Origin of the sequence: Aureimonas sp. AU40 (assembly GCF_001463785.1) — a bacterium.
In the GTDB taxonomy this organism is placed as follows: domain Bacteria; phylum Pseudomonadota; class Alphaproteobacteria; order Rhizobiales; family Rhizobiaceae; genus Aureimonas.
Genome location: NZ_BBWL01000014.1, coordinates 1 through 24,622 on the forward strand (window position 1 = coordinate 1; position 24,622 = coordinate 24,622).

25 protein-coding genes and 2 pseudogenes are annotated in these 24,622 nt (G+C 66.1%); 18 read left to right on the forward strand and 9 right to left on the reverse strand.

Annotated features, from left to right (window positions below):
- The 4 genes from AUL32_RS05015 to AUL32_RS05030 form a co-directional block, all read right to left on the reverse strand.
- Nucleotides 1-721 (reverse strand): LysR substrate-binding domain-containing protein (locus tag AUL32_RS05015; RefSeq protein WP_062112269.1); only part of this gene is annotated, 721 nt, incomplete at its 3' end.
- The gene (locus AUL32_RS05020) at nucleotides 718-1,527 is read right to left on the reverse strand and encodes an anti-sigma factor family protein (RefSeq protein WP_062112271.1); all 810 of its coding nucleotides are present in this window, start codon (nucleotides 1,525-1,527) and stop codon (nucleotides 718-720) included. The genes AUL32_RS05015 and AUL32_RS05020, both read right to left, overlap by 4 nt.
- Nucleotides 1,524-2,039 carry an RNA polymerase sigma factor gene (locus AUL32_RS05025; RefSeq protein WP_062112273.1) on the reverse strand — a complete coding sequence of 172 codons (516 nt, stop codon included), beginning with the start codon at nucleotides 2,037-2,039 and terminating at the stop codon, nucleotides 1,524-1,526. Before AUL32_RS05025 ends, AUL32_RS05020 begins: the two co-directional genes overlap by 4 nt.
- Before the next feature lie 3 nt (nucleotides 2,040-2,042).
- The gene (locus AUL32_RS05030) at nucleotides 2,043-2,459 is read right to left on the reverse strand and encodes a nuclear transport factor 2 family protein (RefSeq protein ID WP_062112274.1); all 417 of its coding nucleotides are present in this window, start codon (nucleotides 2,457-2,459) and stop codon (nucleotides 2,043-2,045) included.
- A 405-nt stretch (nucleotides 2,460-2,864) separates the two neighbouring features.
- Here AUL32_RS05030 and AUL32_RS25905 point away from each other — a divergent pair.
- The 4 genes and pseudogenes from AUL32_RS25905 to AUL32_RS05040 form a co-directional block, all read left to right on the forward strand.
- Nucleotides 2,865-3,713: pseudogene (locus AUL32_RS25905) on the forward strand (PAS domain-containing protein); the annotation flags it as partial.
- Between the two features lie 99 nt (nucleotides 3,714-3,812).
- Nucleotides 3,813-4,493, forward strand: a pseudogene (locus AUL32_RS26400) (PAS domain-containing protein); the annotation flags it as partial.
- 84 nt (nucleotides 4,494-4,577) lie between these two features.
- Nucleotides 4,578-5,186: a sensor histidine kinase gene (locus tag AUL32_RS26405; protein ID WP_374700922.1), complete on the forward strand. Its 609-nt coding sequence runs from the start codon at nucleotides 4,578-4,580 to the stop codon at nucleotides 5,184-5,186.
- A gap of 4 nt (nucleotides 5,187-5,190) precedes the next feature.
- The gene (locus AUL32_RS05040; RefSeq protein WP_306302886.1) at nucleotides 5,191-5,562 is read left to right on the forward strand and encodes a response regulator; all 372 of its coding nucleotides are present in this window, start codon (nucleotides 5,191-5,193) and stop codon (nucleotides 5,560-5,562) included.
- A gap of 353 nt (nucleotides 5,563-5,915) precedes the next feature.
- Here the strand turns inward: AUL32_RS05040 and AUL32_RS05045 are convergent, their stop codons facing one another.
- Nucleotides 5,916-6,851, reverse strand: coding sequence for a cation diffusion facilitator family transporter (locus AUL32_RS05045; protein ID WP_062112280.1), 936 nt, complete (start codon nucleotides 6,849-6,851; stop codon nucleotides 5,916-5,918).
- 167 nt (nucleotides 6,852-7,018) lie between these two features.
- Here AUL32_RS05045 and AUL32_RS05050 point away from each other — a divergent pair, with 167 nt between their 5' ends.
- From AUL32_RS05050 to AUL32_RS05065, 4 genes are all read left to right on the forward strand, one after another.
- Complete coding sequence (locus tag AUL32_RS05050) at nucleotides 7,019-8,086, forward strand: mechanosensitive ion channel family protein (protein ID WP_082659302.1); 1,068 nt, start codon at nucleotides 7,019-7,021, stop codon at nucleotides 8,084-8,086.
- The gene (locus AUL32_RS05055; RefSeq protein WP_062112282.1) at nucleotides 8,083-9,336 is read left to right on the forward strand and encodes a DUF2254 domain-containing protein; all 1,254 of its coding nucleotides are present in this window, start codon (nucleotides 8,083-8,085) and stop codon (nucleotides 9,334-9,336) included. Before AUL32_RS05050 ends, AUL32_RS05055 begins: the two co-directional genes overlap by 4 nt.
- Before the next feature lie 237 nt (nucleotides 9,337-9,573).
- Nucleotides 9,574-9,810 carry a hypothetical protein gene (locus AUL32_RS05060; protein WP_062112284.1) on the forward strand — a complete coding sequence of 79 codons (237 nt, stop codon included), beginning with the start codon at nucleotides 9,574-9,576 and terminating at the stop codon, nucleotides 9,808-9,810.
- Between the two features lie 7 nt (nucleotides 9,811-9,817).
- Nucleotides 9,818-10,516, forward strand: coding sequence for a LysM peptidoglycan-binding domain-containing protein (locus AUL32_RS05065; protein ID WP_062112286.1), 699 nt, complete (start codon nucleotides 9,818-9,820; stop codon nucleotides 10,514-10,516).
- 19 nt (nucleotides 10,517-10,535) lie between these two features.
- Here AUL32_RS05065 and AUL32_RS05070 read toward each other — a convergent pair whose 3' ends face one another.
- Together AUL32_RS05070 and AUL32_RS05075 are read right to left on the reverse strand one after the other, a co-directional pair.
- Nucleotides 10,536-11,798, reverse strand: coding sequence for a cation:proton antiporter (locus AUL32_RS05070; protein ID WP_062112288.1), 1,263 nt, complete (start codon nucleotides 11,796-11,798; stop codon nucleotides 10,536-10,538).
- Between the two features lie 28 nt (nucleotides 11,799-11,826).
- On the reverse strand, nucleotides 11,827-12,636 hold the full coding sequence (locus AUL32_RS05075) for an ion channel (RefSeq protein WP_062112290.1): 810 nt from the start codon (nucleotides 12,634-12,636) through the stop codon (nucleotides 11,827-11,829).
- Nucleotides 12,637-12,908: 272 nt separating this feature from the next.
- Between AUL32_RS05075 and AUL32_RS05080 the strand changes: the two genes are divergently transcribed.
- From AUL32_RS05080 to AUL32_RS05100, 5 genes are all read left to right on the forward strand, one after another.
- Nucleotides 12,909-13,403 carry a PRC-barrel domain-containing protein gene (locus AUL32_RS05080; protein ID WP_062112292.1) on the forward strand — a complete coding sequence of 165 codons (495 nt, stop codon included), beginning with the start codon at nucleotides 12,909-12,911 and terminating at the stop codon, nucleotides 13,401-13,403.
- A 75-nt stretch (nucleotides 13,404-13,478) separates the two neighbouring features.
- Entirely contained in the window at nucleotides 13,479-13,994 is a 516-nt protein-coding gene (locus tag AUL32_RS05085; protein ID WP_062112336.1) for a DUF421 domain-containing protein, read from the forward strand.
- Between the two features lie 21 nt (nucleotides 13,995-14,015).
- The gene (locus tag AUL32_RS05090; RefSeq protein WP_156421335.1) at nucleotides 14,016-15,119 is read left to right on the forward strand and encodes an endonuclease/exonuclease/phosphatase family protein; all 1,104 of its coding nucleotides are present in this window, start codon (nucleotides 14,016-14,018) and stop codon (nucleotides 15,117-15,119) included.
- Nucleotides 15,120-15,403: 284 nt separating this feature from the next.
- Nucleotides 15,404-16,036: a tyrosine-type recombinase/integrase gene (locus AUL32_RS05095; protein WP_062112295.1), complete on the forward strand. Its 633-nt coding sequence runs from the start codon at nucleotides 15,404-15,406 to the stop codon at nucleotides 16,034-16,036.
- Nucleotides 16,037-16,295: 259 nt separating this feature from the next.
- The gene (locus tag AUL32_RS05100; protein ID WP_062112297.1) at nucleotides 16,296-17,447 is read left to right on the forward strand and encodes a TDT family transporter; all 1,152 of its coding nucleotides are present in this window, start codon (nucleotides 16,296-16,298) and stop codon (nucleotides 17,445-17,447) included.
- Here AUL32_RS05100 and AUL32_RS05105 read toward each other — a convergent pair.
- Nucleotides 17,434-18,357, reverse strand: a complete 924-nt coding sequence (locus tag AUL32_RS05105) for a LysR family transcriptional regulator (RefSeq protein ID WP_062112299.1) — start codon at nucleotides 18,355-18,357, stop codon at nucleotides 17,434-17,436. The genes AUL32_RS05100 and AUL32_RS05105 overlap by 14 nt on opposite strands.
- Before the next feature lie 537 nt (nucleotides 18,358-18,894).
- On the opposite strand from AUL32_RS05105, the gene AUL32_RS05110 reads away from it, so the two are divergent.
- The 5 genes from AUL32_RS05110 (at nucleotide 18,895) to AUL32_RS05130 (ending at nucleotide 24,132) form a co-directional block, all read left to right on the forward strand.
- Nucleotides 18,895-20,841, forward strand: a complete 1,947-nt coding sequence (locus AUL32_RS05110) for an HWE histidine kinase domain-containing protein (protein WP_062112301.1) — start codon at nucleotides 18,895-18,897, stop codon at nucleotides 20,839-20,841.
- A gap of 15 nt (nucleotides 20,842-20,856) precedes the next feature.
- Nucleotides 20,857-21,246: a response regulator gene (locus AUL32_RS05115; protein WP_062112303.1), complete on the forward strand. Its 390-nt coding sequence runs from the start codon at nucleotides 20,857-20,859 to the stop codon at nucleotides 21,244-21,246.
- A 428-nt stretch (nucleotides 21,247-21,674) separates the two neighbouring features.
- On the forward strand, nucleotides 21,675-21,866 hold the full coding sequence (locus tag AUL32_RS05120; protein WP_244497665.1) for a ribbon-helix-helix domain-containing protein: 192 nt from the start codon (nucleotides 21,675-21,677) through the stop codon (nucleotides 21,864-21,866).
- The gene (locus AUL32_RS05125) at nucleotides 21,863-22,078 is read left to right on the forward strand and encodes a hypothetical protein (protein WP_062112306.1); all 216 of its coding nucleotides are present in this window, start codon (nucleotides 21,863-21,865) and stop codon (nucleotides 22,076-22,078) included. The genes AUL32_RS05120 and AUL32_RS05125 overlap by 4 nt, the downstream gene beginning before the upstream one ends.
- 104 nt (nucleotides 22,079-22,182) lie before the next feature.
- A complete protein-coding gene (locus tag AUL32_RS05130) occupies nucleotides 22,183-24,132 on the forward strand; it encodes an AI-2E family transporter (RefSeq protein WP_062112309.1) in 1,950 nt (649 codons plus the stop codon).
- Here AUL32_RS05130 and AUL32_RS24435 read toward each other — a convergent pair.
- Nucleotides 24,039-24,587: an adenylate/guanylate cyclase domain-containing protein gene (locus AUL32_RS24435; protein WP_374700923.1), complete on the reverse strand. Its 549-nt coding sequence runs from the start codon at nucleotides 24,585-24,587 to the stop codon at nucleotides 24,039-24,041. The genes AUL32_RS05130 and AUL32_RS24435 overlap by 94 nt on opposite strands.
- Between the last annotated feature and the right edge of the window lie 35 nt (nucleotides 24,588-24,622).

Sequence of the window (24,622 nt, forward strand, 5' to 3'; positions counted from 1 at the left end):
TCCCGAGGCCGGCGCCCGCCTCGATCGCCGCGCGCACGGCCTCGTTCGAGGGCAGTTCGAGTTCGACCGACAGCGCGGTGGGATCGACGCCGAAGGCCTTGAGCGCGCCTTCGAGGATCGCGCGGGTGCCCGAACCCCGTTCGCGCAGCACCCAGCGCGCCGATGCAAGATTCCCGGCCGCGACGGGAGACCCGGAGCCTCCATGCCCTGATGCCGCGACCAGCATCAGCCGGTCGTCGGCAACGCGTTGCGTGCCAAGCCTGACCTCGTCGAGTTCGTCCTCCACGAAGCCGAGATCGGCCGTGCCATCCAGCACCGCCTCGGCCGTGCGTGCCGTGTTGGCGATGCTCAGCCGAAGGTCGATCCCGGGATGGCGGGCCTTGAAGCGAGCGAGCGTCGGCGGCAGCCAGTGGTTCGCGACCGTCTGGCTGGCGACGATGCGGAGGCGACCCCGCTTCAGTCCGGCGAGTTCTGCCAGCGCGATGCCGGCGTCCTCGGCGCGGGCAAGGACGGCGCGGGCCTCGGGCAGGAAGAGCCGACCTGCCTCGGTCAGTTCGATCCGCCGTCCGACGCGGTCGAACAGCCGGACGTCGTGGCGCTCCTCCAGCGCGGCGATGGCAGCGCTGGTCGCCGACTGCGTGAGGTTCAGCGACTTCGCCGCCTCCGTCACATGCTCGCGCTCGGCCACGGCGACGAACACGCGAAGCTGGTCGAGCGTCACAGCGTATCGCCGGAGAAGCTAGGCGCCGGGCGGTTCAGGCTGTCGTAGACGGCGGTCGCCACCGCCATCAACCGCTCGCGGGGCGCCTCAGCCGACACGACGTAGCCAAGGCCGGCGTCGCGCCAGAAGAAGGCGGAGATGCCGTCCTCCTCGACGAACTGGAACGATGTCTCGTCCTTCTCGTCGGTCTTGATGAACAGCGTCAGCCGCGTGCCCTGGTCGTCGTCGTACATCAGCATCGCGGCGGGACCCGCGCCCGCAGGCAGGAGCCGCCCGCCCATCAGGCGATAGCCGAGCCCCGTCAGGTCCGGGGCCGACAGCCGTGTTCCCAACCGCTTCGACAGCCATTGCAGGAGATGCGCCTCCTCGTCGGCGCGCACTTCGACGGGATGGACCACCTCCACCACGAACGTGCGATGAGCCGCGATCGCCTCGTCGGCCATGACGGCCACTCGGGTCAGCTCCACCGGCACGCGCAAGGCGTCGTTCGCCAGCCACCCGCCGGCGCTGCCGAGGATAAGCCAGCCCATGACGGCAGCGATGCGCAGACGCGTGACCGCGAAGCGACCGCGCCGGACCTCGCGGATGCTCGCGATGCGCAGCCGCGCCGGGATCGGCTCTTCCGCCTTGAAGGCCAGTCGTTCGCGCAGCGCTCGGGCGATCTCGCGGTCGCGCTCGAGAGCCGCGGCGATCTCCGGTCGCTCGGTGAGATAGGCCTCGACTGCGGACAGCCGCTCGAGCCCGAGCCTCCCGTCCATGTAGGCTTGCAGGTCGTCTTCGCCGACGGGCGTGTCCCTGCGGCTCATTTGACTCTCCTCAAGGGCGCGCGAATCCCGGTCTCCAGGATGGCCCGCAGCTTCTCTCGCGCCCGCGACAGGCGCGACATGACCGTGCCGACCGGAAGCCCGATCACCCGCGCCGCCTCGTCGTAGCTCATGTCCTCGACGCCGACGAGAAGGAGGACGGTGCGGTGCTCTTCGCTGAGTGCATCGAGCCCCGAGAGAACGTCGCGAAGCCCGGCGCGACCGTCCTGGTCGCCGTCCACCGCCGGCGGCGAGGCCATCTCGTCGAGCGCCACGTGGGGCCCGCGCCGCTTGTGCTGGCGCAGGCCTGAGAGGTGCAGATTGCGCAGGATGGCAAACAGCCAGGCGCGCAGGTCGCCATCGGGCCGGCGCAGGTGCCAGCGCCCGACGGCGCGCTCCAGGCAGTCCTGGACGAGATCGTCGGCGGCGTCGCCATCGCGCACCAGCCCATAGGCATAGCGCCTCAGGCCAGGAATGAGCGGTTCGATCCGCGCCGCGATCTCGTCGGTGGACATGCCTTACTTCGCCAGCGCGGGGTCGATCTGCCAGATCTCGTCGGCGAGCTTGCCGTCCCGGAACACCATGACGTAGCGCACGGGGATCTTGTTGTCGTTGGCGAAGACGACATCGGCGACGACGGTGGCGCCCTTCGGGTTCATGCTCTCGCGCATCTCGAAGACGGTGGCCTTCAGGCCCGACTGCGCCTTGGCGAACTTCGCCCAGGTCGCGGCGATCTCGGGACCCGTATAGGTGCCATCGAGCGGGCCGCCGACCCAGTGAAGCGTGGCGGACGGCGCGTAGGCTGCGGTGACCGCGGCGGTATCGCCCTTGGCGATCGCCTCGATATGCGCCTTCGCCATGTCCCCGGCGGGACCCGCAAGCGCGGCCGAAGCCCCGGCGGAGAGAATGGCGATGGCTGCGAGGAGGGTCTTCATGGCTCGGTGTCCTTCGGTTCGGCCGCGATTGGCCAACGGGAGACGCTGCCGAACGGCGCTTATTCCCAAAGGACTGAAAATTTGAGACCAGCGGAGTCCGTTCGGCGCCCGGACGGAAGGTCCGCCAACGGTGGAAGCTGAAAGGCTACGAAACGGATCCGGTGAGGTCGAAGGGCGGTGGTCTGCCTTCTGACATTGAGCGTCAAAATCAGCATCTTGGATCAATAGGTTGGTTCTTTGCAGCGACGATGCTTGCAACGCGAAGCCCTCCGATGCAGAGCTTTCGCCAGCGCAAGTGCCCGTCCTGCATGAGCGACCTACGACCCGCTGCGTCGAGAACCGCTTATGACAAAGCCTCCTGAGACGGTGCCGACCGTCGACTCCATGAAGCCCCAAACGCCCTCGCGGCAGAGCGATGCCGCCTTGGCGGACGCGGACCGGGTGCAGCTCGCCCTGGCGGCGGGCGCGATCATCGGCACCTGGTTCTGGGACATCCAAGCCGATCGCTTCATGATCGATGAGGCGTTCGCGACCGCGTTCGGCCTCGATCCCGCGCTCGGCCGCGAGGGTATTCCGCTTGCCCAGATCGTCGCGACCGTGCATCCCGACGACCAGGCGGGACTGGCTGCGGCGATCAACGAAGCGGTTCAGCGCGGTGGGGCCTACGCGCACCAGTACCGGGTGCGCCGCCACACCGGGCGCTACCACTGGCTGGAGGCGAACGGGCGCGTCGAGCACGGGCCGGACGGCACGCCGCTGCGCTTTCCCGGCGTTCTGATCGACGTGGCGGCGCGGCGCTCGGAGCGCATCCTCAACGAACTCGGCGAACGCCTTCGCACACTGGACGATCCGCACGCGATGGCGCTCCTGGCGTCCGAGACGGTTGGAACCGCACTGGACCTGTCGCGCGTGGCCTATGGCGACATGGACGCCGCCGGCCGGCACATGGTCATCCATCAGGACTGGCTGGCACCGGGACAGGCGAGCCTGGCCGGCACGCATGACTTCGAGACCTACGGCTCCTACATCGAGGCGCTGCGACGCGGCGAGGACGTCGTCATCGACGATGTCGCGAGCGATCCCCAGACCGCCGATCAGGTGGATAGCTTCCGGTCGATCGGGGTGCGGTCGCTCGCCAACCTGCCTCTCATGGACCGCGGGCGCCTCAGGGTCGTGCTCTGCCTGAACCAGGACGAGCCTCACGCCTGGACCGCGGACGAGGTCCTGTTCGCCCGGCGCGTCATGGATCGCACCGAGGTCGAGATCGCCCGGCGCGCCGCCGAGCACAAGCTACGCGATTTGAACGCGGAACTGGAACGTCAGGTCGCGGCGCAGACCGCCGAGCGGGACCGTATCTGGCAGCTCAGCGGCGACATGCTGGGAGTCGCCGACGATCGGGGTGTCTGGCTGTCGATCAACCCGGCCTGGACGCGCACGCTGGGTTGGCAGCAGGACGAGATCGTCGGGCGCACCTCGCAGTGGATGGAGCATCCTCACGACGTTGCCAAGACACGGTCCGAGATCGACCATCTGGCGGCGGGCCGGCAGACGTTCGAGTTCGAGAACCGCTTCCGCTCCAAGGACCACGGCTACCGGACCCTGTCCTGGACGGCGGTGCCCGAGAACGGTCTTCTCTACTGCGTCGCCCGCGACGTCACCGACGAGCGGGCGCAGGCCGCCGCCATCGCCGAGCAGACGGCAGCGCAGGAGCGCACGTGGCGCTTCAGCCCCGACCTCCTGTCGGTCATCGACATGCCGAGCACGCTCTTCGACCGGGTCAACCCGGCCTGGACCGCAGCGCTTGGCTGGCGGGCCGACGAGATCGAGGGTTGGTCGTACGAGGACTTCGTCCATCCCGACGACGTCGCGGCGAGCTTGGCCGCGTTCGAACGCGTGCGAGCGGGTCATCCGGTTCTGCGCTTCGAGAACCGCTACCGCACCAAGACAGGCGGCTGGCGCCGGCTGTCCTGGGTGGCCTTCCCGGAAGGCGACAAGCTTTATTCCAGCGCCCGCGACATCACCGTCGAGACCAAGCAGGCCGAGGCGCTGGTCGATGCCAACGAGCTGATCGCGGCCAAGGAGCGGGCCGAGCGGCAGCAGCGCGAACTCCAGAACGAGATGGCGCACCGCATCAAGAACACGCTGGCGATGGTGAAGGCCATCGTCTCGCAGACCATGCGGCATGCCGACACCAAGGAGGAGGCGGCCGTCACGATCGACCAGCGGATCGCCGCGCTCGCGAGCGCGCAGGACCTCCTGCGTCAGACGACCTATGCGAGCGCCACCATCCACGAGGTCGTGCACGGCGCGCTGAAGGTTCACCTGGAAAGCGACGACCGCGTGACGATCGACGGTGTCCGCCTCGACCTTCCCTCGCAGGCAGCCCTTGGCCTGTCACTGGCGATCCACGAGCTGGCGACCAACGCGGCGAAGTATGGCGCATTATCGAACGAGACGGGACACATCCGCATCTCGTGGCGGCACGAGGCCGACGACGCCTTCCGCTTCGAATGGCGCGAGGAGGGCGGCCCCGAGGTCGTGAAGCCTGCGCGCCGTGGCTTCGGGTCGCGCCTGACCAACCAGATCGTCCCCTCCTACTTCGACGGCAGCGGGGAAACGGCATTCACGCCAGAGGGCTTGCGCTATGTCCTCGACGGCACGCTGCCGGGTGAACCTCCACCATCGGCGGAACCAACCCACGCACGCCCTGTTGCGGATCATGGATGATATCGTGACCGACACGTGCGTGCTGATCGTCGAGGACGAGCCCCTGATCCGTGTCGATGCCGTCGATATGGTCGAGGACGAAGGCTTCACCGTTTTCTCCGCCTCGAACGCGGCCAGGGCGTTGGCGATCCTGGAGACGCGCGACGACATTGGCATCCTGTTCACCGACATCGACATGCCGGGCGAGATGGATGGCCTCGACCTCGCTCGAACGGTGCGCAAGCGCTGGCCCCACATCGCGATCATCATCGTGTCGGGGCATACTCAGCTTGCCGACGCCGAGGTGCCGAACGGGGGCGTGTTCTTCTCCAAGCCCTACCTGCGAGCGACCATCCTGAAGGCGCTTCACCAAGCGGATGCCCGGACGGGGGACTGACCGAACGAACTCGACGCGGCTTGATCGATGTCTGCTTTCGGTGCCTGACCAAACCCGCTTGTTGGTCTGCGATGGGTCGTTTGCGACCAAGGTGTCGAATGACCCGAACGGGTGGAAAGCTTCCAGTCCGCTTCCGATCATGAAGGTTCAGAAGCGGACATTGGTTAGATGCAGCAGGGTACCCGCTTCGTCTGTTTCCTTGTCGGTAAACCAGACCATGTGCCTTCCGGCAGTCCTTCGTACGCACGTGGCGCAGATTTGGCGTCGGTCAGGATTGCGGTCTGAATTGCCCTTTCTTAAGGAGCGAGGGACGGGTTGTACGCAACGGGGTCCTGAGCTGACAGCCCCATGGATCAAACGATCGCCTGTGTTCGCCGCATATAGGAGCCTGCTGTCTGCGGCTTGATGAACAGCGTCGTGACGTCCGGATGCTCGGCCTTGATGCGCATCTCAACACGTTTGACGCAAGCTTCGATCTGCGGCGCCGTCATGTCGTCCTCGAACTCCGCACTCAACGCGACGATGACCTGATGGGGACCGAGATGGGTGGTGACGAGGCCGTTCGCTTTCTGGATCGAGGGATCGGCCTGCGCGATGCTCAGGATCGCATCCTGAACCGCAGGTATGGCTGCCTCACCGATCAGAAGTCCCTTGCTCTCGCGGGCCAGCAAGATCGCGACCGCCGCCAATAGGAGACCGATGCAGATCGATGCCGCCCCGTCGAGTTCGGGAATGGCAAGGCGGTCGGCGAGGATGATGCCGACGAACGCGATCGCCAAGCCGATCAGGGCGGCGCTGTCCTCGAGCAGCACCGTGAATGTCGTCGGGTCCTTGCTGCGCGTGATAGCCTCGAAATAGCCGAGCGAGCCCTTCTGCCGCCGGAACTCGCGCAACGCGACGATCCACGTGATGCCCTCGAACAGAAAGGAGGCGCCGAGAACCGCGTAGTTCCAGTTGGGGCTTTCGATCGGCGCGGGATCCAGGATGTGGTGGATGCCCTGGTAGACGGACACGCCGGCTCCCAGCGCGAAGACAAGCAGCGCAACGATGAAGCTCCAGAAGTAGAGTTCGCGTCCATGCCCAAGCGGGTGCGAACGGTCCGGCGGCTCGCCGGCGCGGCGCATGCCGTAGAGCAGCAGGAGTTCATTGCCGGTGTCGACAAGGGAATGGACACCCTCGCTGAGCATGGCCGCAGAGCCGGTGAAGGCGGCGGCGGCGAACTTGGTGCAGGCGATCAGGAAGTTGCCGGCGAGTGCCGCATAGATCACCGTCTTCGAACCATCGGCCATCTCGATCTCCTGTCTTGCCAGTTGGGCCGGATGGCGCGTTGAACCTATAGAGCATGCGAGGGCATGCGCGCGACGGGGATATTGTTCGGTCCCCATAGCCCATCTTGTCGAAGAGTAGGATTGTCCGCGTGAGAGCAGCGCGCCGACACGTGAACCCGAGGTCGATCATGTCCCCAGCCTTTGCCCAAGCCGCATCGTCGACCCCAGCCGATCCCGCCGCCGTCGATGCCCTGGCGGCGGCCGCGCCGCAGACCGTCGATCAGGCCGTTCGCGTCGATCCCGCCTTCATCCTGGCGAAGGTCGAGACCTGGGTGGTCGGGTTCCAGCGGCTCCTGCCGAACATCGTCGTGGCGCTCGTACTTTTCGCGGTCGTCTTCGCCATCGGCTGGGGCGTCGAGCGGTCCTTCCGCGCCTGGTCGGACCGACATGACCGATCCAACCTCGGCGCGGTGCTCGGCTCGTTCGTGAAGTGGCTGATCCTCCTCGTCGGCGGCCTCCTGGCGCTGACCATCGTCATTCCCTCCTTGAACCCGGGCGACCTCATCGCGGGGCTCGGTATCGGTTCAGTGGCGATCGGCTTCGCCTTCAAGGACATCCTTCAGAACTGGCTGGCGGGAATGTTGATCCTGATCCAGCGCCCGTTCGCGGTCGGCGACCAGATCGTGGTCAACGGCTACGAGGGCACGGTGGAGTGGATCGAGACGCGGGCGACCATCATCGCCATGTATGACGGACGGCGCGCCATCATCCCGAACGCCAACGTCTATTCCAACGCCGTGACCGTGAACACGGCCCGGCCGACCCGTCGCTCGCAGTACGACGTCGGGATCGGCTACGGCGACGACATCGAGGGCGCTCGCCAGGCGATCGTCGCAGCCGTCGCAACCGTCTCCGGCATCGAGGCCGATCCGAAGCCCGAAGTGCTCGTCTGGGAGTTGGCCGGCTCCAGCGTGAACCTTCGCGTGCGCTGGTGGACGCAGTCCAAGCGCACCGATGTGGTCCACGTCCAGGCCGCAGTGCTTGAGGCGATCAAGGGTGCGCTCGACGGCTTGGGCATCGACATGCCGTACCCGACGCAGGTCGTCCTGTTCCACGACCAGACCGAGGAGACCGACGGCATCCGCGGCGCGCAGCGCGAGGGCTGGCCGACGAAGCCCGGGCGTAAACTACCCCGACCCGCTCGCGACTTGCCAAGAGCGGGCAACGGTCGCGATGGCGTGCGAGGCAAGGCATGACGTCCCGCTGGCTTTTCGTCCTGCGCCAGATCATGCGTCGTGTCTGGTTCCGGGCGACGCTGTTCTCGCTGCTCGCCGTCGCGACCGCCTTGGTTGCGATCGTCGTCAGCCCCTACATCCCGAGCGACCTGCCGACCAAGATCGGGTCCGACGCCGTCGACCATATCCTCGGCATCATCGCCTCGTCGATGCTGACGGTGACGACCTTCTCTCTGTCGACCATGGTGTCGGCCTACTCCGCCGCCACCTCGAACGTCACGCCCCGGGCAACAAAGCTGGTTATTCAGGACACGACAACCCACAACGTCCTGTCGACCTTCATCGGCTCGTTCCTGTTCAGCCTGGTCGGCATTATCGCCCTGTCGACCGGGCTCTACGGCGACCGCGGACGTGTGGTCCTCTTCGCGGTCACGATCCTGGTCATCATCGCGATCATCGCGACGTTGCTGCGATGGATCGACCACCTGTCGGAACTCGGCCGCGTGACGCAGACGACGCAGCGCGTCGAAGTGGCGGCGACGGAGGCGATGCGGGCGCGTAGGAAAAACCCGTACATGGGTGGTCACATTCTGCTGGACCCAAAGCGCGACGTCCCGGGGACGGCGGTGCCGATCACCTCTCCCGAGATCGGCTATCTCCAGCACATCGACACCGGAGCCCTTTCGGCGATCGCGACGGAAGGGTCGGGACGCATCTACGTCCTCGCGATCCCCGGTGATCTTGTCGACCCGACAGATCCGATCGCGTTCGCCGACGCGGTCGCGGGGGATGATGTCGAAGAACGGATCCTCTCGTGCTTCTCGATCAGTGACACGCGCTCCTACGAACAGGACCCTCGCTTCGGCGCCTCGGTGCTGACCGAGATCGCCAGCCGGGCGCTGTCTCCCGGCATCAACGATCCCGGCACCGCTATCGACGTGATTGGACGGGCGGTGCGCCTGCTCGCCATCTGGGGCGAGCCGCTGGACCACCGACCAGAGGTCGAGCATTCCAACCTCTTCGTTCGCCCAATCGCGGTCGACGATCTGTTCGACGATCTGTTCATGCCGATTGCTCGCGATGGCGCGTCGACCGTCGAGATCGGCGTTCGGCTCCAGAAGGCGTTCCGCACCCTGTCCCGCTTCGGCCGGGATGGCTATGCGCAGAATGCCCGACGGCATTCGCAGGAGGCTCTAGAACGTGCCGAGGCGGCGTTGGCGATCGAGGCCGACAAGCTGCGGCTGCGAAGGCTCGCGTCCGAAGTTCTCTGACGGTGCCCCGGGGCAGGAGACCGCAGGCGAACACCCTGCCGATCGTTTCCGGTCGACCGCATGTCCCCGCGACAAAGAGCTGCCAACCCCTCCTAGACGCAAGGCGTCAAAGGTTCGTCCGGCGTGAACGAAAGCCTGATGCGATTGTTGGAGCTCTGAGACAGGTGTCACGTCGTCTCAGTTCCTGGCGCCCAAAAATTCATCGCTCAAGTCGCGAACCATCTGGAAGGATCTGTCATGACTCAGAAGAACCTGAACCCATCGTCGAACTCCGACAACTCCGACGCTCGCATCACCGAGACCGATCTCGCGCAGGATCGAATGGGCAACAACCAGCTCCAGGGGAACGACCAGGAGAGCGTGCACAACCAGCGCCATGCCGTTCCCGACGTGAAGACCGAGACGGAAGGGGTCGTCGAGAGCTTCGAGAACATGGACCCGGAGACACGGGCGAAGCGCGAGAACGGGCGCTGACGTCTCCATGACCAGGATCGCCCCCTTCGTCGCCGGTCTACTGTTGTCCGGCCTATCGATCGCCCAAGCTCAGGACGTCACTTCACCTTGCGGGGGCAGCGTCGAGGTTCGGCGCGGCGACACCTTGAGCAGCATCGCCGAGCGGTGCGACATCCCGGAGGGGCGGCTTCTGGCCGCCAATCCCACCCTCGATGGCTCCGGCGACCTGGTGATCGGCCAGAGCGTCTCGACGCGGTCTGCGGCCCGTCAGGCGGGTGAGCGCTTCTGGGGCGACATCAAGGGTGCGGCCGGCCGGACGAGCGAGGCGCTCGAAGGCGTTGCCAGCGGGCTGAACGCGACGGCGCAGGACATCCTCGACAAGAACCCGGACCTTCGCTCCCGCGTGGAAGGATTGGGCGCGAGGCTCGGGATCACAGATGGCGGATCCCCACGTGGTGCGACGCTGGAGGCGAAGCCCGTTCCGGGGCAGGCCTCCATCGACGTCACGTCGGAAGGGCTGCCGGCCGGTGCCAGCGTTCATGTGAACGTCGGTCCCGCGGGCGCGGCGTCGGAACAGGTCGCGCAAATGCGCACGGGCGCCGACGGGACGGTGCGGGAGACAGTTCCTTTGCCCGACTGGCTGCCGGCCGGGAAGCGGGTCGTCGTCACGCTGGTCGATGGCGACGCGAACGCCCTGGCACGCGCGATCGTCCCGGCTGCGAACTGACGCGTTCCCGTCCGGTGGCTCAGTCCCCGGACGGGCGTGACCACGTCCTGCTTGCGACCGCGCCAAGGCTCAAGCCCTGCACTACGATCGTGAACAGCACCACGGCGTAGGTCGCGGTCAGGATCGGCGACTTCGCCGGATCGTCCGGCAGCGACAGCGCCAGCGCCACCGAGATGCCGCCCCGCACGCCCGCCCAGGTCAGGAACGGGATGTTGCGGGCCGACAGCGAGCCCGTCCAGCGGAACAGGAGTACGGGCGTTGAGACCGCAATGAGCCGGGCGGCGAGCGCGAGGGGAACGGCTGCAAGGGCCAGGACCATCGCCGTCGGCTCGAAGCGCAGGATGATCACCTCGAGGCCAATGAGCAGGAACAGGACCGAGTTCAGGACCTCGTCGATCAAGGTCCAAAGCGCCGAGACGTAGCCTTGCGTGCGGTCGCTCATCGCTCGTCTTGGCGCGAGGTCGCCAACGACGATCCCGGCGGCGACCACAGCCAACGGGCCGCTCAAGCTCAGCTTCTGCGCCACGGCGTAGGTGCCCGCCACCAGTGCCAGCGTGATCAGCACCTCGACCGCGAAGTCGTCGATCGCCCGCATGGCTCGGTAGGCGGCATATCCGGCGACAAGCCCGAGCGCGATGCCGCCGCCCGCCTCGACGGCGAGATGCTCAAAGGCGGACGCGACGGTGAAATCCTCGGATCCCATGCCCGTTGCAAAGCCCAGAAGAAGCGTGAACAGGACGACGCCGACGCCGTCATTGAACAGGGCCTCGCCCTGCATCTCGATCTGCACCTCGTCCGGCACGGAGACGTTCTTCAGGACGTTAAGCACCGCGACCGGGTCGGTCGGGCTGATCAGGGCGCCGAACAGGAGTGCCCAGGGCAGGGGCATCGAGAGTCCCGCCACGCCCGCCGCCCACCAGAAGCCGACGCCGACGATCCCCGTCGAGATCACCGTGCCGATGAGAGCCAAGAACGCGATGTGCCAGGCCCGACTGCGCAGGAGGCGGACGTTGAGGTTAATCGCGCCGGCGAACAGGAGAAAGGCCAGCATGCCGTCCATGACGACCTGAGTGAAGTCGATCTGCCGCAGCGCCCGGACCAGCTCGTCGTAGAGCAACTCGTTCGGGAACAACGCCTCGACACCCACCAGCACCAACGAGGCGAGAAGCCCCATCACGAGGAGGCCTGTGGCGTGGGGCAGGCGGATGAGCCGGTGGTTCAGCCAGCCAAACAGCGCAGACAGGACGAGAAGCAGGGCCGAGATGTCGAGGATGGAGATCATGCCTGTTCCGCTCCGGCGGTTGTCGCAATCATCCCCCTCCGGAGTCGGGGATGGCGAGGAGTTCGCCGCACGCCTTGCAGTGGACGGCGTCCGGCTCGTGGCGCAGCAGCGCGCATCGCGGACAGTGGAACGAGACCCTGTAGGGCCGGAACAGCGCTTGCGCCAGTCGCACGAAGAGCGAGATGCCGACGATCATGGTGACGATCGAGGTCATCTTGCCAAGCGTTCCGGGCAGCGTAATGTCTCCGAACCCTGTCGTCGTTACCGTGGCGACCGTGTAGTACAGCGCGTCCACCCATCCCTCCATTCCCGATCCCGGCCGCGCGAAGACGGTGAACACGAAGCCGGTGATCACGAACAGGCAGGTGACGAGGTTGATCGCGGCACGCCCGACATCCTCCCAGTCTCCGTACCCGCGACTGCGGAGCGAGCGCCAGAACAGGTCCTTCTGCGAGAGCGTCCATAGGCGCAGGATCCGAAGGAAGCCGAGGTTGACGAGCCAGAGCGGGGCGAGAAGCGTCGCCAGGACCACGAGGTCCACCCAGACGACGGGACGGCGCAGCCAGCGCATCGGGTGCATTGCAGCCATGGCCCGCGCCGACAGGTCTGCGGCCAACAACCCCGCCACGGCGTAGTCGAGCCATAGGAAAGCCCGCGTGTCCTGGATGACCGGGTTCAGGATGAAGAACGCGATGATCACGAGATCGACGCTGGCGACGGTCCATTGGAAGCGGATAGCTCGCCTGTCGGTGCCGACATACAGTTCGCCCAACTTCGCCCGCCACCCGGTCTGACCTACGGCGCCGACACGGTCGTGGTCGCGCTCCGCTTGCAGCATCGACCCGACGCTCGGTCCGTCCGGCACCTAAACGGTCTCGACGGCTGGGCGGGAACTCCCAGTTCTGCGGTCGGAAGTGCTCACGCGAAGGACCAAGCCTTCATTCGTGGTTCCCGCCGGCTGGTCATCATGTCCCTGCCTTTGCTTTCTCTCGGCACGGATCACCTCGGTTGGACTATTGCAAGCGCAATTCGTTCTGAACCAAATGGTCGCGGGACTGTTGACGTCATGACGTTGGGCCACAAGCGCCTCGGCCAAGACGAGTTTCCCTTTTGAAGAACATCATCCTGACGACCGCCGCAACGCTCCTTCTCGCGGCCCCCGCCCTCGCGCAGACGACGCCCGCCGCTCCGGCAGCGCCCACGACCGCCACCGGTGCGATGACCGCGACCGCTCCGGCACCCGGCACCGCCATGGGCGGCATGTCCGGCGGTATGACGATGGGAACGACTTCTACGGTCGCTTTGAAGTTCGTGACCGTATCGGAAGCCGACGTCATGGCCTCGCGCCTTGAGGACGTCGACGTCTACAACAATCAGAACGAGGACATCGGCGAGATCGAGGATCTCGTGATCAAGGACGGCAAAACCATCAGTGGCGTGGTGGTGAGCGTTGGCGGCTTCCTTGGCATCGGTGACCGCTATGTCCTGCTTGATCCCTCCAGCATCGTGCTCGCCGACCAGAACGGCACGCTGCGCGCCATGGTCAACACGTCCAAGGACGAGCTGACCAACGCGCCGGAGTTCAAGTACACCAAGCGCAACTGATCCGCGTCCGGTGATCTGACGATGGGCGGCATCCGGACGGATGCCGCCCTTTTTTGTTTTGAGGTGGCGCGGCGCATGTTCTTCGAGAGTTGGTCGGGCCTCCTGCGGGTCCTCGTCATCGGTCCGCTGGCTTACGGAGCCTTGGTCGTCATGCTTCGGGTGTCTGGCAAGCGCACGCTCGCCAAGCTCAACGCCTTCGACCTCGTCGTCACGGTGGCCCTCGGGTCGACGCTCGCGACCGTGCTCCTGTCGAAGTCGGTGGCGTTGGCCGAAGGCGTCACGGCGCTCGTGGTGCTGGCCGGCCTGCAATGGGTCGTCGCGTGGCTGTCCGTCCGATCCGACCGCTTCGGTGACTTCGTGAGGTCCGAACCGACCTTGCTCTTGCGCGACGGGCGTTTCCTCGACGGCGCCTTGCGCAGCCAGCGCGTCCGCCGCGACGAGGTGCTGGCTGCGCTCCGGTCCTCCGGGGTCGCCTCCCCCGAAGGCGCGGCCGCCGTCATCCTCGAGACCGACGGGAGCATCAGCGTGATCGAGGCGGGCGGAAACGACTCGATGGCCTCGCTCGGGGACCTCGAAGCGAGCGCTCCGTGATGCCGGAAGGTGTCTGGCGGGTTGTTCGGATTCTTCTCCCCGCGGTCTCGGTTCTCGGCATCGTCGCGACCGTTCTTCCCGTCATTTCCGCTGACACGTGGTGGATCCGGTACCTCGACTACCCCCCGCCTTCAGATCACGCTCCTGCTGCTGGCCGTGCTTGTCGCGGTGGTGGCGTTGCCGAACAGAACGGCGATCTCAGCCCTTTCGGTGGCTTGTCTCGTGGCGGCGATCAGTTGGAACGTCGTCGTCCTCGCCCCGTTTGTGCTGCCCGTCTTCGCCCTGGGTCCTTCGCCTGAGGTCGCGGCTAGTCGATGTTCGGCTGATCGGCGCCTGCGCGTCCTGACGGTGAACGTGCAGATGGGCAACCATCATGACCATCGCCTGCTCGAGATCGTGCGCAACGCCGATCCCGACGTCGCTTGGTTTCAGGAGACCGACGCTTGGTGGGAGAGCGAACTCGCACCCCTGGCGGAGACCATGCCGCACGGCGTCAGCGAAGCGCAGGACAACTACTTCGGGGTTCACCTGTTCTCGCGGCTTCCGCTCGGGGACGCGGAGATCCGCCACCTGACCAACTCCCGGAATCCATCCGTTTTCGCGGCGGCGACCCTGCCCTCCGGCGATGAGATCAAGCTCTACGCGATCCATCCGCGCCCGCCCCAGGTCGGCCAAAGCACGGCCGAGCGCGACGCCCAGATCATGGCGACGGCGCTGGAGGCGAACGGGGACGGCATGCCCCATGTCATCATGGGCGACCTGAACACCGTGCCCTGGGAGCATTTCGCCGGACGGCTGAAGCGGATCGGCGGGTTCGGCGATCCAAGGGTCGGCCGGGGCCTGTTCGTCACATGGAACGCGAACAGCACCATTCTGAAGTGGCCCCTAGACCATGTGATGCCCGGACCGGGCTGGCGGCTGGCGCGCCTCGAGGTGTTGCCGACGTTCGGTTCGGATCACCTGCCGTTGCTCGCGGAGCTTTGCCTGGAAGACGGAAGCACGTCGACGCGACAGGTCGAGGCAGATGAGTTGAGGCGGGCCCGCGAGACCGTTGCACGAGGTCAAAGCAGGGCTACAAGCGACGGCGCCTCGAACCCCCTGGGGACCGAGACCGCCGAGGAATGACATTGCCCTGAAGGACCCCGGCACGGTCGCCACGAACTTTGCGGCACCACTTCCACCGAGCCGTACGCGTAGCCTAGCCCGCTGTTGCTGCGATGTCCGCTTTTGGGAAGATGAGGAAGCGTTCGAAGCGGCAAACTAGGGTCGATAGCGAATCGGCGGCTTTCCGCGCCATTCATCCGAAAGCTGCCGGTCGACTTTCGGCCCAAGCTCTTGCAACGAAGGATCCAGGAGCGCGTCCCCAGTTGCACACTCCCACCGGCTGTTCTGGCCATGGGAGAACGACAATGGGACACACGACATTCGATCCAGCTGGTAGTGCGCGCAGGGCGTGGAACGCAGGCCGCACGGTCGGTGCCAAGCGCGCGGTGAAGCCGCCCCAAGTCTGGGCCATCCGCTTCTGGCTCGATCATCAGGGACGGTTGCGGGACCGCGCCCTTTTTGACCTTGCCATCGACAGCAAGCTACGCGGCTGCGACCTCGTAAAGGTGAAGATCGGCGACCTTGTGTCGGGCGGACGCATCCGGGCACGCGCAATCGTGGTCCAGCGCAAGACGAAGCGTCCCGTCCAGTTCGAACTGATGGCAGCTGCCCGCGCAAGCCTTCAGACCTGGCTCGAGCGCCGCGGCGGCACGGTCGATGACTACGCCTTCCCGAACCGTGTCGATCACGCGACCCATCTCAGCACGCGCCAGTACGCGCGCCTCGTCGACGAGTGGGTGACGGCGATCGGGTTGCGCAAGGAAGACTACGGGACGCATTCTCTCCGCAGAACGAAGGCGTCGATCATCTACAAGGCGACCGGCAACCTGCGCGCCGTTCAGATCCCGCTTGGCCACACAGAGATCGAGAGCACGGTGCGCTACCTTGGCGTCGATGTCGAGGACGCGCTGACCTTGGCTGAGGGTACCGAAGTGTAGCCTTCGATTGCACCTGCTTAAGCTTGTGCGGAACGGCTGTTTTCGGTGCTCGACGGCTGCCGTTCCAACAGCGGGACGGGGTGGAAAGCAGATGGTCCGCTCCGGATCGCATACAAGGAGAAGCTGCCGTTGATGAAGCTTGGCAATCCGGTCTGCGTCCGATCCATCGACGGCCCCGATCGGTTCGACCGGGACTTCGCGTTGGATGGCCTGCCGGCTTGGGTGCATCCTTCCGGGCAACCGGAAAGGTTTACCGCCCATGACCTTCGAACAGATGCACGCCATCTCGCTCGGCCTTCATCCGCTGTCGCGCCTCGACAGCCCCCGCGAGGTGGTGCGCCAGTTCACCCCGAACTGGTTCGCCGCCACAATGGGTACGGGCATCCTGGCCATCGCGCTTGCGCAGTTTGGGACCGTGGTCCCGCTCCTCCATGCGATCGGAGAGGGTCTGTGGATCTTGAACATGGCGCTCTTCGTCCTGTTCGCCTTGCTCTACGCCGCCCGCTGGATATTCTTCTTCAATGGTGCCAAGCGCATCTTCGGCCATTCCGTCGTGTCGATGTTCTTCGGCTGCATCCCGATGGGGCTCGCCACCATCGTCAACGGCTTCCTCATCTTTGGGCTGCCGCGCTTCGGCTCGAGCGCGATCGGCATCGCGGAAACGCTCTGGTGGATCGACGTCGCGATGGCGGCGGCCTGCGGGATCGCCGTCCCCTACATGATGTTCACCCGGCAGAGCCACTCGATCGACCAGATGACTGCGGTCTGGCTGCTGCCGATGGTGGCCGCCGAGGTCGCCGCCGTGTCGGGCGGGCTGCTCGCGCCCCATCTGGCCGACGGGCAGAGCCAACTCCTCATTCTCGCGCTGTCCTATGTGTTGTGGGCCTTGTCGGTGCCGATCGCCATGAGCGTCCTCGTCGTGCTCCTCCTGCGGCTTGCCGTGCACAAGCTGCCCCATGCGTCCATGGCCGCCTCGAGTTGGCTGGCGCTCGGCCCCATCGGCACCGGCGCTCTCGGGCTGATGACGCTGGGCGGGGCAGCGCCTGCGATCCTTGCCGCCAATGGGCTGGAGCGCTTCGGGTCGACGCTGGAGGGCATCGGCCTCCTCGGCGGCCTGCTTCTGTGGGGCTACGGCCTGTGGTGGCTCGCCATCGCCACGCTGGTCACGCTTCGCTACCTGCGCGAGGGCCTGCCCTTCAATCTCGGCTGGTGGGGCTACACCTTCCCGATCGGGGTCTATGCGGTCGCGACGCTGAAGCTCGGCACGATCCTGCCTATCGCCGCGATCCACGGCTTCGGCGCGGCGCTGGTCGCTCTGCTCGCGGTGGTCTGGCTGATCGTGGCGGTGCGAACCATCCGGGGTGCTTGGCGCGGCGACCTCTTCGTCGCCCCCTGTCTCAAGAGCCCATGACGCGTCCGTCCGACGTCTTCGCGCTCGTCTCGTCCTCGACCAGTTCGGCAAGGAACGCCGCTGCCGCCCGCCCGGGACTGCGCTCCTTCATTTCGACCGCATGGAAGGAGCGCGAAGGAAGCGGAAAGGCGATCTCGCGCAGCGTCCCGGCATCTAGGCTCGGCTGCGCGACCACGAGCGGCAGACATCCCAACGTGCCGCCCACCTCGATCGCGGAGCGAACGGCCTCGTTCGACGGCAGCTCCAGGTCTACGCGCAAGGCAGCCGGGTCGACACCCGCCCGGCGCAGTGCCTCCTCCAGGATGCGGCGCGTGCCCGAACCCGGCTCACGCAGGATCCAGGTCGCTGCGGCCAGCGCCCCGCTCGGCGGGCCGTCCGTCCGGATGCTGTCATGCGGGGCGGCAGCGACGAGCACGAGCCGGTCGTCCGCAACCCGCCGCAGGCGCAGGCGAGGATCGTCGAGTTCGTCCTCGACGAAGCCGAGATCGGCTTCGCCCGACGCCACCGCCTCGCCGGACTGGCGCGTGTTGGCGATACGCAACGTCAGGGCGATGCCGGGATAGCATTCCCGAAAGTGCCGCATGCGGGCTGGTAGCCAGTGGTTGGCGACCGTCTGGCTCGCCACGAGCGCGACATGGCCGCGCCGAAGCTCGGTCAGGTCGTCGAGCGCGCTGGCCGCCTCAGCCGCCCGTGCCAGCACGGCGCGGGCCTGCGGCAGGAACAAGCGACCGGCTTCGGTCAGCTCGATACGGCGTCCGACGCGATCGAAGAGCCGGACGCCGTGACGGCTCTCCAGAGCGGCCAGCGCCGAGCTCGTGGCCGACTGCGTCAGGTTCAGGGCCCGCGCCGCCTCGGTCACGTGGCTGCGCTCGGCCACCGCGACGAAGATGCGCAGCTGTTCCAGCGTCACGGATCATCCTTGGAATGCGGTTCATCGGTGCGGCGTGCGGCGACCGCTCCCCCTGGTAGACGAGCCGGGCGACCGGTCGCAACGCCTTGCGAGGCATCACCACCCTTCCGGCACTATCCCACGTATCGCGACGATTGACAGGGTGTGGGCGTACCTCGATAGGGCTGTTTGATGAGGTCCAATTCAGATTAGCCTCGAAGCCACACGCAATGTCTTCGAAGGGTCGAGAGCGGATGGACCGCTTCCGAGCTTCCGCTTCCTTAGGACTGATCGGCGATCTCGGGCGGTTTACGAACCGTCCGCTTTTGGCGGGAACCTCGCAGAAGCAGTCATGATCTGGAGGAACTTCGTTCTGGTTGCGTTCACGTTCTGTGCAGCCAGTAACCGGTTATTCCGGTAGCGCGACCGCGGTCAAACCCACGAAGTGCCTGGACGCACTTGCGTTAATGACTAGTGCGTTCAAACGCGCTAGGGCCGTCATGGTCGGTTGTCAAAACCGTGAACCGTTGTCCCCAATCAGGATTGCGAGCAGCCTCCATGCTCGATGCCACAAAGCGTCGTCTCCGTTCGGATCGTGTTGCGGCACTCCGCCGGAGCGGGCTGCTCGATCGCTCCGGCGAGGAGCAGTTCGGCCATCTGACCACCCACGTGCGCGACGTCCTGAACGTGCCGGTGGCCATCATCACGCTTGTGGACGAGGACCGGCAGGTGTTCGCCGGGCACAGCGGACTGCCGTCGCCATGGGCCGAGCGCGGCGAGACGCCGATGACCCATTCCTTCTGCCAGCACGTCGTCGATCGCTCCGCGCCACTCGTCGTCGAGGACGCCCGCCTCGACCCCATGCTGAAAGACAACATGGCGATCAGCGACATCGGCGTCGTCGCCTATCTCGGCGTGCCGCTGGCGCTGCCCGACGGCGAGGTCGTCGGCGCGCTGGCCGCGATCGACGGCAGTCCCCGTGCGTGGACAGAGGACGACATGCGCCGTCTCCTGTCGATCTCGCGCACGGTGGGCAAGGAGATGGCGGTACGCATCTCGGAAAGCCGCTGGCGCAATCTATTCGAGAGCCTGCAGGAAGGCTTCGTTCTAGGGCACCTCGTGCGCGACGAGGCCGGTGAGGTCGTCGACTGGCGCTACGAGGAGGTGAACACCGCTTGGTACCACCTTGTGGGCATTGCTCCAGGCACGGCGGTCGGGCGCACCGTCCGCGAGGTTCTACCGGGTATCGAGGAGGCTTGGGTTACGGACTTCGCCGAGGTCGTCGAGACCGGCATACCGAAGCGCTTTACCCGTCAGGTCGGCAGCAGCGAGCGCTGGTACGAGGGGTTGGCGCAATCGATCGGCGCCGACCGGTTTACGGTCATCTTCATCGAGGTAACCGATCGCCTGCAACGTGAGAAGCGTCAGAGTGCCCTCCTGCGTTTGGGCGATGACCTGCGCAACACGATGGAACTCGACGCCATCATGGAAGCAGCGGGTCGTTGCATTCTCGAGGGTCTGTCGAGTGACCGTGTCGGCTTTGGATCGGTCAACCAGCGAGCCGAGACGGTCGATATCGCCCGCGACTGGTGCGCTCCCGGTCTTCCGTCGATCGCTGGGATGCATCAGTTCCGCGACTTCGGCTCGTTCATCGAGAACCTGACGCGAGGTGAGACGGTCGCGATCCCGGACGTACGGGAGGACCCACGGACGCGGGACGAGGCGGAGGCGTTCAATGGCTTGAACATCTGCGCGCTACTGAACCAACCCATCGTCGAGAACGGTCAGTTCGTGCTCGTCGTCTTCGCGCATCGCGCCACGGCTCACGAATGGACGGAGGAGGAGGTCCGCTTCGCCCGGCAAGTCGGCGACCGCACGCAGAGCGCCATCGCCCGGTTGCGTGCCGAAGAGGGGCAACGCACCCTCAACCACGAGCTGGCCCACCGCATGAAGAACTCGCTCGCCATGGTGCAGGCGATCGCTACGCAGACGCTGCGTCAGTCGACGACCATGGAGGAGGGGCGAAAGGCGATTTCCCATCGTCTCAGCGCGTTGGCGCGGGCTCAGGACATCCTGACCCGATCGCACTTCACCGAGGCCGATGTTCGTGAGGTCGTCGAAACGGCGATCGCCCCGCACCAGACGGCGGGGGTTGGGGTGTCCTGGTCCGGCCCCCGCCACGGACTGACCGCGCAGCAGGCGCTTGGTCTCAGCCTCGCCGTCCACGAACTGGCAACCAACGCGACGAAGTACGGCGCGCTCTCCAACGATGCGGGTCGCGTCGTCATGTCCTGGGGCCCGATTGACGGCGCATTCGAGTTCCACTGGATCGAAGCTGGCGGTCCCGCCGTGGTGCCCCCTGACAATCGCGGCTTCGGCTCCAGATTGATCGAGCGGATCGTGGCATCCTACTTCGACGGCGAGGGTCGGATCGATTTCGATCCCGCCGGTATACGGTTCAAACTGCGAGGTGCGGCCAGCGGCGCCCCGTCGGCATCCCGCTAGCATCGGTCGGTACGCATGGCGCAATCCCTCGACTTTAGACGATACGCCGTGCTCGTGGTCGAGGACGACGCGCTGGTGCGGACCGAGGCTGTGGACCTGTGCGAGGAAGCGGGCTTTACGACCTACGAGGCCCGGAACGCAGATCAAGCGATCCGTATGCTGGAGCGTCACTCCGAGATCCGTGTCCTGTTCACCGACGTCGAGATGCCCGGCACGATGGACGGTCTGAAGCTGGCGCGCGCGGTGCGCGACCGCTGGCCGCCGGTCACGATCATGGTGACGTCGGGACGGGTGAGGCCGACAAAGGACGACATGCCCGAGAACGGGCTGTTCTTCGAGAAGCCTTATCCGCCGGACGACATCGTCAGGGCCCTCAACGAAATTGCGATGCAGATCCAAAACTAGGGTGCCGCCATTCCGGATGCCTTCGCCCCGCAGCGACGAATGTCCCCTCTGCCGCCGTTGAGCATACCTCCCGTATGGCTCGAAAGGATCGATAGCCGTCCGACCGCTTCCAGGCATCCACTTTCTCAGCGCTAATCAGCTCGACCGGGTGGAAAGCTTCCGGTCCACTTCCGGACGGATTAAGGGAAAAGCGGACAATGGCTTCTCGCAGCACCTGCCGTTCATTCCGCCGTAACGGTCGTGCGATGCCATGTGGTCTACAAGTATCTGGCGAAGTTCCAGCAGTCGTTGGGTGTGGGGGGGCTGGCCGGTCTCGCCGACCGCTCGTACGCAGATACTGCGGAGGCCGCCAGTTGGGCGGTAACGTATATGTCGACTGTATTAGCCTGTGCCAACGCGCTAGACGTTGGGGCATGGGCCAACCCAAGATGCTGACCGTTTCGTTCACGCCGGAGCAGGACGCCTTCGTTCGTGCCCGCATGGCGTCTGGACGCTTCGCCAGCGCCCGCGAGGCGATGCGAGCCACCTTGCGTCTGCTGCAAAGGGAAGAGAACAGGGAGCAGCGCCGCATGGCGGCGAGAACGGCCGACGCGTCGTCCGTTCGGACTTCACGAGCGTGAGCCGGGTCGTCGACGACACGACGTCCGCCGCCATCATCGAACGAGGTCCGACGACCATCCCGCCGATGGTCGGCGGCGGTGGGATCGGACAGCATGTCCGGGACACGGACTGGTGGGCGACGCTGCTCGGCGCTTACGCGACCTGGCCGCAGTCGCTACGGTCCTCACTGTTGCTGGTCCTGAACGCCAAGGGCATCGCCGCGCTGTACTGAGGGGCCGAACCAGTGGCTTCTCTACAACGACGCCTACGCAGCGGCGCTCGGTGAGCCGGCACGGCAAGCTCAATTGTCGCTTACGACTGATAATGGAGTGCCAAATGCCTGATGACTTGCCGGCACCTCGGTCGGTTCCCGCGGTCGCCGCATCCGGAGCGCCGGGCAACGGGCTGTTCTCGCTGGCGGTCGGCGTCGTCGTCGTTGCTGCGTTGTCGATCGCTCGCGAGGTGCTGATTCCGATCACGTTGGCGGTGCTGCTGTCGTTCCTGCTGGCGCCGCTGGTCGGGTTGCTGCGGCGCATCAAGCTGCCGCCGGTGCTCGCCGTTCTTCTCGCCGTCCTTCTCGGGATCGCAGTGCTTGGTGCGCTCGCCGGCGTCATCGGCTTGCAGGTGGCCGGACTAACGTCCGACATGCCGCGCTACGTCGCGACAATCGAGGCGAAGGTTCGTACCGTGCAGGACTCCACCATCGGCCGCCTCAACGCACTGGTCGACACGGTCGGGCAGCAGATGCAGCCGGCTCCCGCCGCCGCGCCAACCCCGACGGGGGACGGGCTGCCGTCCACCGCGAAGCAACCTGTGCCGGTTTCGGTTCAGGAGCCGGATACCGGACCGCTCGACCTGGTGCGACGGATCGCAGAGCCAGTTCTGGCGCCGCTGGAGTCGACGCTGATCATCTTCATCGTCGCCGTGTTCATCCTTCTCCAGAAGGACGACCTACGCGACCGCCTGATCCGCTTGTTCGGCTCGGGCGATCTTCACCGCACCACGGTCGCGCTCGACGACGCCGGCCGGCGGCTCAGCCGCTACTTTCTGGCGCAGCTCGCGATCAACGCTGGGTTCGGCGTGGTGATCACGGTTGGGCTCGCGGTGATCGGCGTGCCCTCGCCGATTCTTTGGGGCGTGCTGGGAGCGCTGTTGCGCTTCGTGCCTTATGTCGGTGCCTTCATCGCCGCGGCCCTGCCGATCGCGCTCGCCGCCGCAGTCGATCCGAACTGGTCGATGGCGATCTGGACGGCAGGCCTCTTCGTCGTGTGCGAGACGCTGGCGGGACAGGTCATCGAGCCAATGGTCTACGGGCATTCCACCGGACTGTCGCCGGTCGCCGTCGTGGTCGCGGCGATCTTTTGGACCTGGCTGTGGGGGCCGATCGGCCTAATCCTGTCGACCCCGCTGACGCTCTGCCTGGTCATCCTCGGTCGCTACGTCGACCGTTTGGAGTTCCTTGACGTCTTGCTTGGCGACCGACCGGCGCTGACGCCGGTCGAGAACTTCTACCAGCGGATGCTGGCGGACGATCCGGACGAAGCGCAGGAACAGGCCGAGCTGCTGCTGACGCAGCGGTCCCTGACGTCCTACTACGACGAGGTGGCGCTCAAAGGGTTGCAGCTGGCCGTCGACGACGCGCAGCGCGGCGTCCTGTCGGACGACAAGCTAGAGCGGATCAAGCGCAGCATCCGCAGCCTCGTCCAGGAACTCGACGGTTACAACGATAGTGAGCCGGCGGACGACGAGAAGATGGAAGCGGCAACCAGGAGTTCGAAGGCCGAAAAGGCGGTGGCGTCGAGCGCACCGCCGACGGGCGAGGTGACCGCCGGCGGCGGATTGACACCGGCTTGGCGCGTCGCCACGCCGATCCTGTGCCTAGCCGGCCGGGGACCTCTCGACGAGGCCGCCTCGACGATCCTGGCGCAGCTGCTCGGCAAGCACGGGCTCGGCGCCCGCGTCGTGCCGCACGAGGCCGCCTCGCGCGAGGGCATTGCGTCGCTGGATGCGGACGGGGTCGCGCTGGTCTGCATCAGCTACCTCGAGATCAGCGGCAACCCCGCGCACCTGCGTTACCTGATCGGCCGGCTGAAGAAACGATTCCCGGTCGCCGCGATTCTCGTCGGCTTGTGGCCGGCGGAGGATCAGGTCTTGAAGGATGAGAAGATGCGGGCCGTCATCGGCTCCGACTACTACACGACGTCGCTCCGGGAGGCGGTCGAAACCTGCATGAAAGCGGCCACCTCGGCGCCAAGTTCGACAAATACGATCGACCGTGCGGCGTGAGGCTCGCGTGGACGTCGAACGACGCGGCTCGGACCAGGTCGGGGTAGAGGCGATATACGTCGACGTCGTCGTTCGCCTGCAACGACTCCCAGAAGGCGATTTCTACGGCATTGGCAGCCGGCGGGGCGAGCGTTGCGCCAAACGTTGCCTCCAGCGCCGGTGCAGAGGCCCCCGAGTGGAGCTGGGCCGGTGACGGCAATCGGTTCGGCATTGATGTCGAACCGTGCCCGGAACACTCGTACCGGGCGGGCAATGTTCTTGACGCTGTGCTCCCCAAGATCCTCGAAGACGGCGTCGGCGCGATCGCGCAGATGATCTCGCACACCGCGGGTTACGCAGATACCGCCGCTTTCGGCCGACGTTTCCAGGCGGGCGGCGATGCTGACGCCGTCGCCGAAGATGTCGCCGTCCTGCACCATGACGTGGCCGAAGTTGATGCCGATCCGCATGTGCATCTGCTCGTCTTCCGGCAAATCGGCGTTGGCGCGTT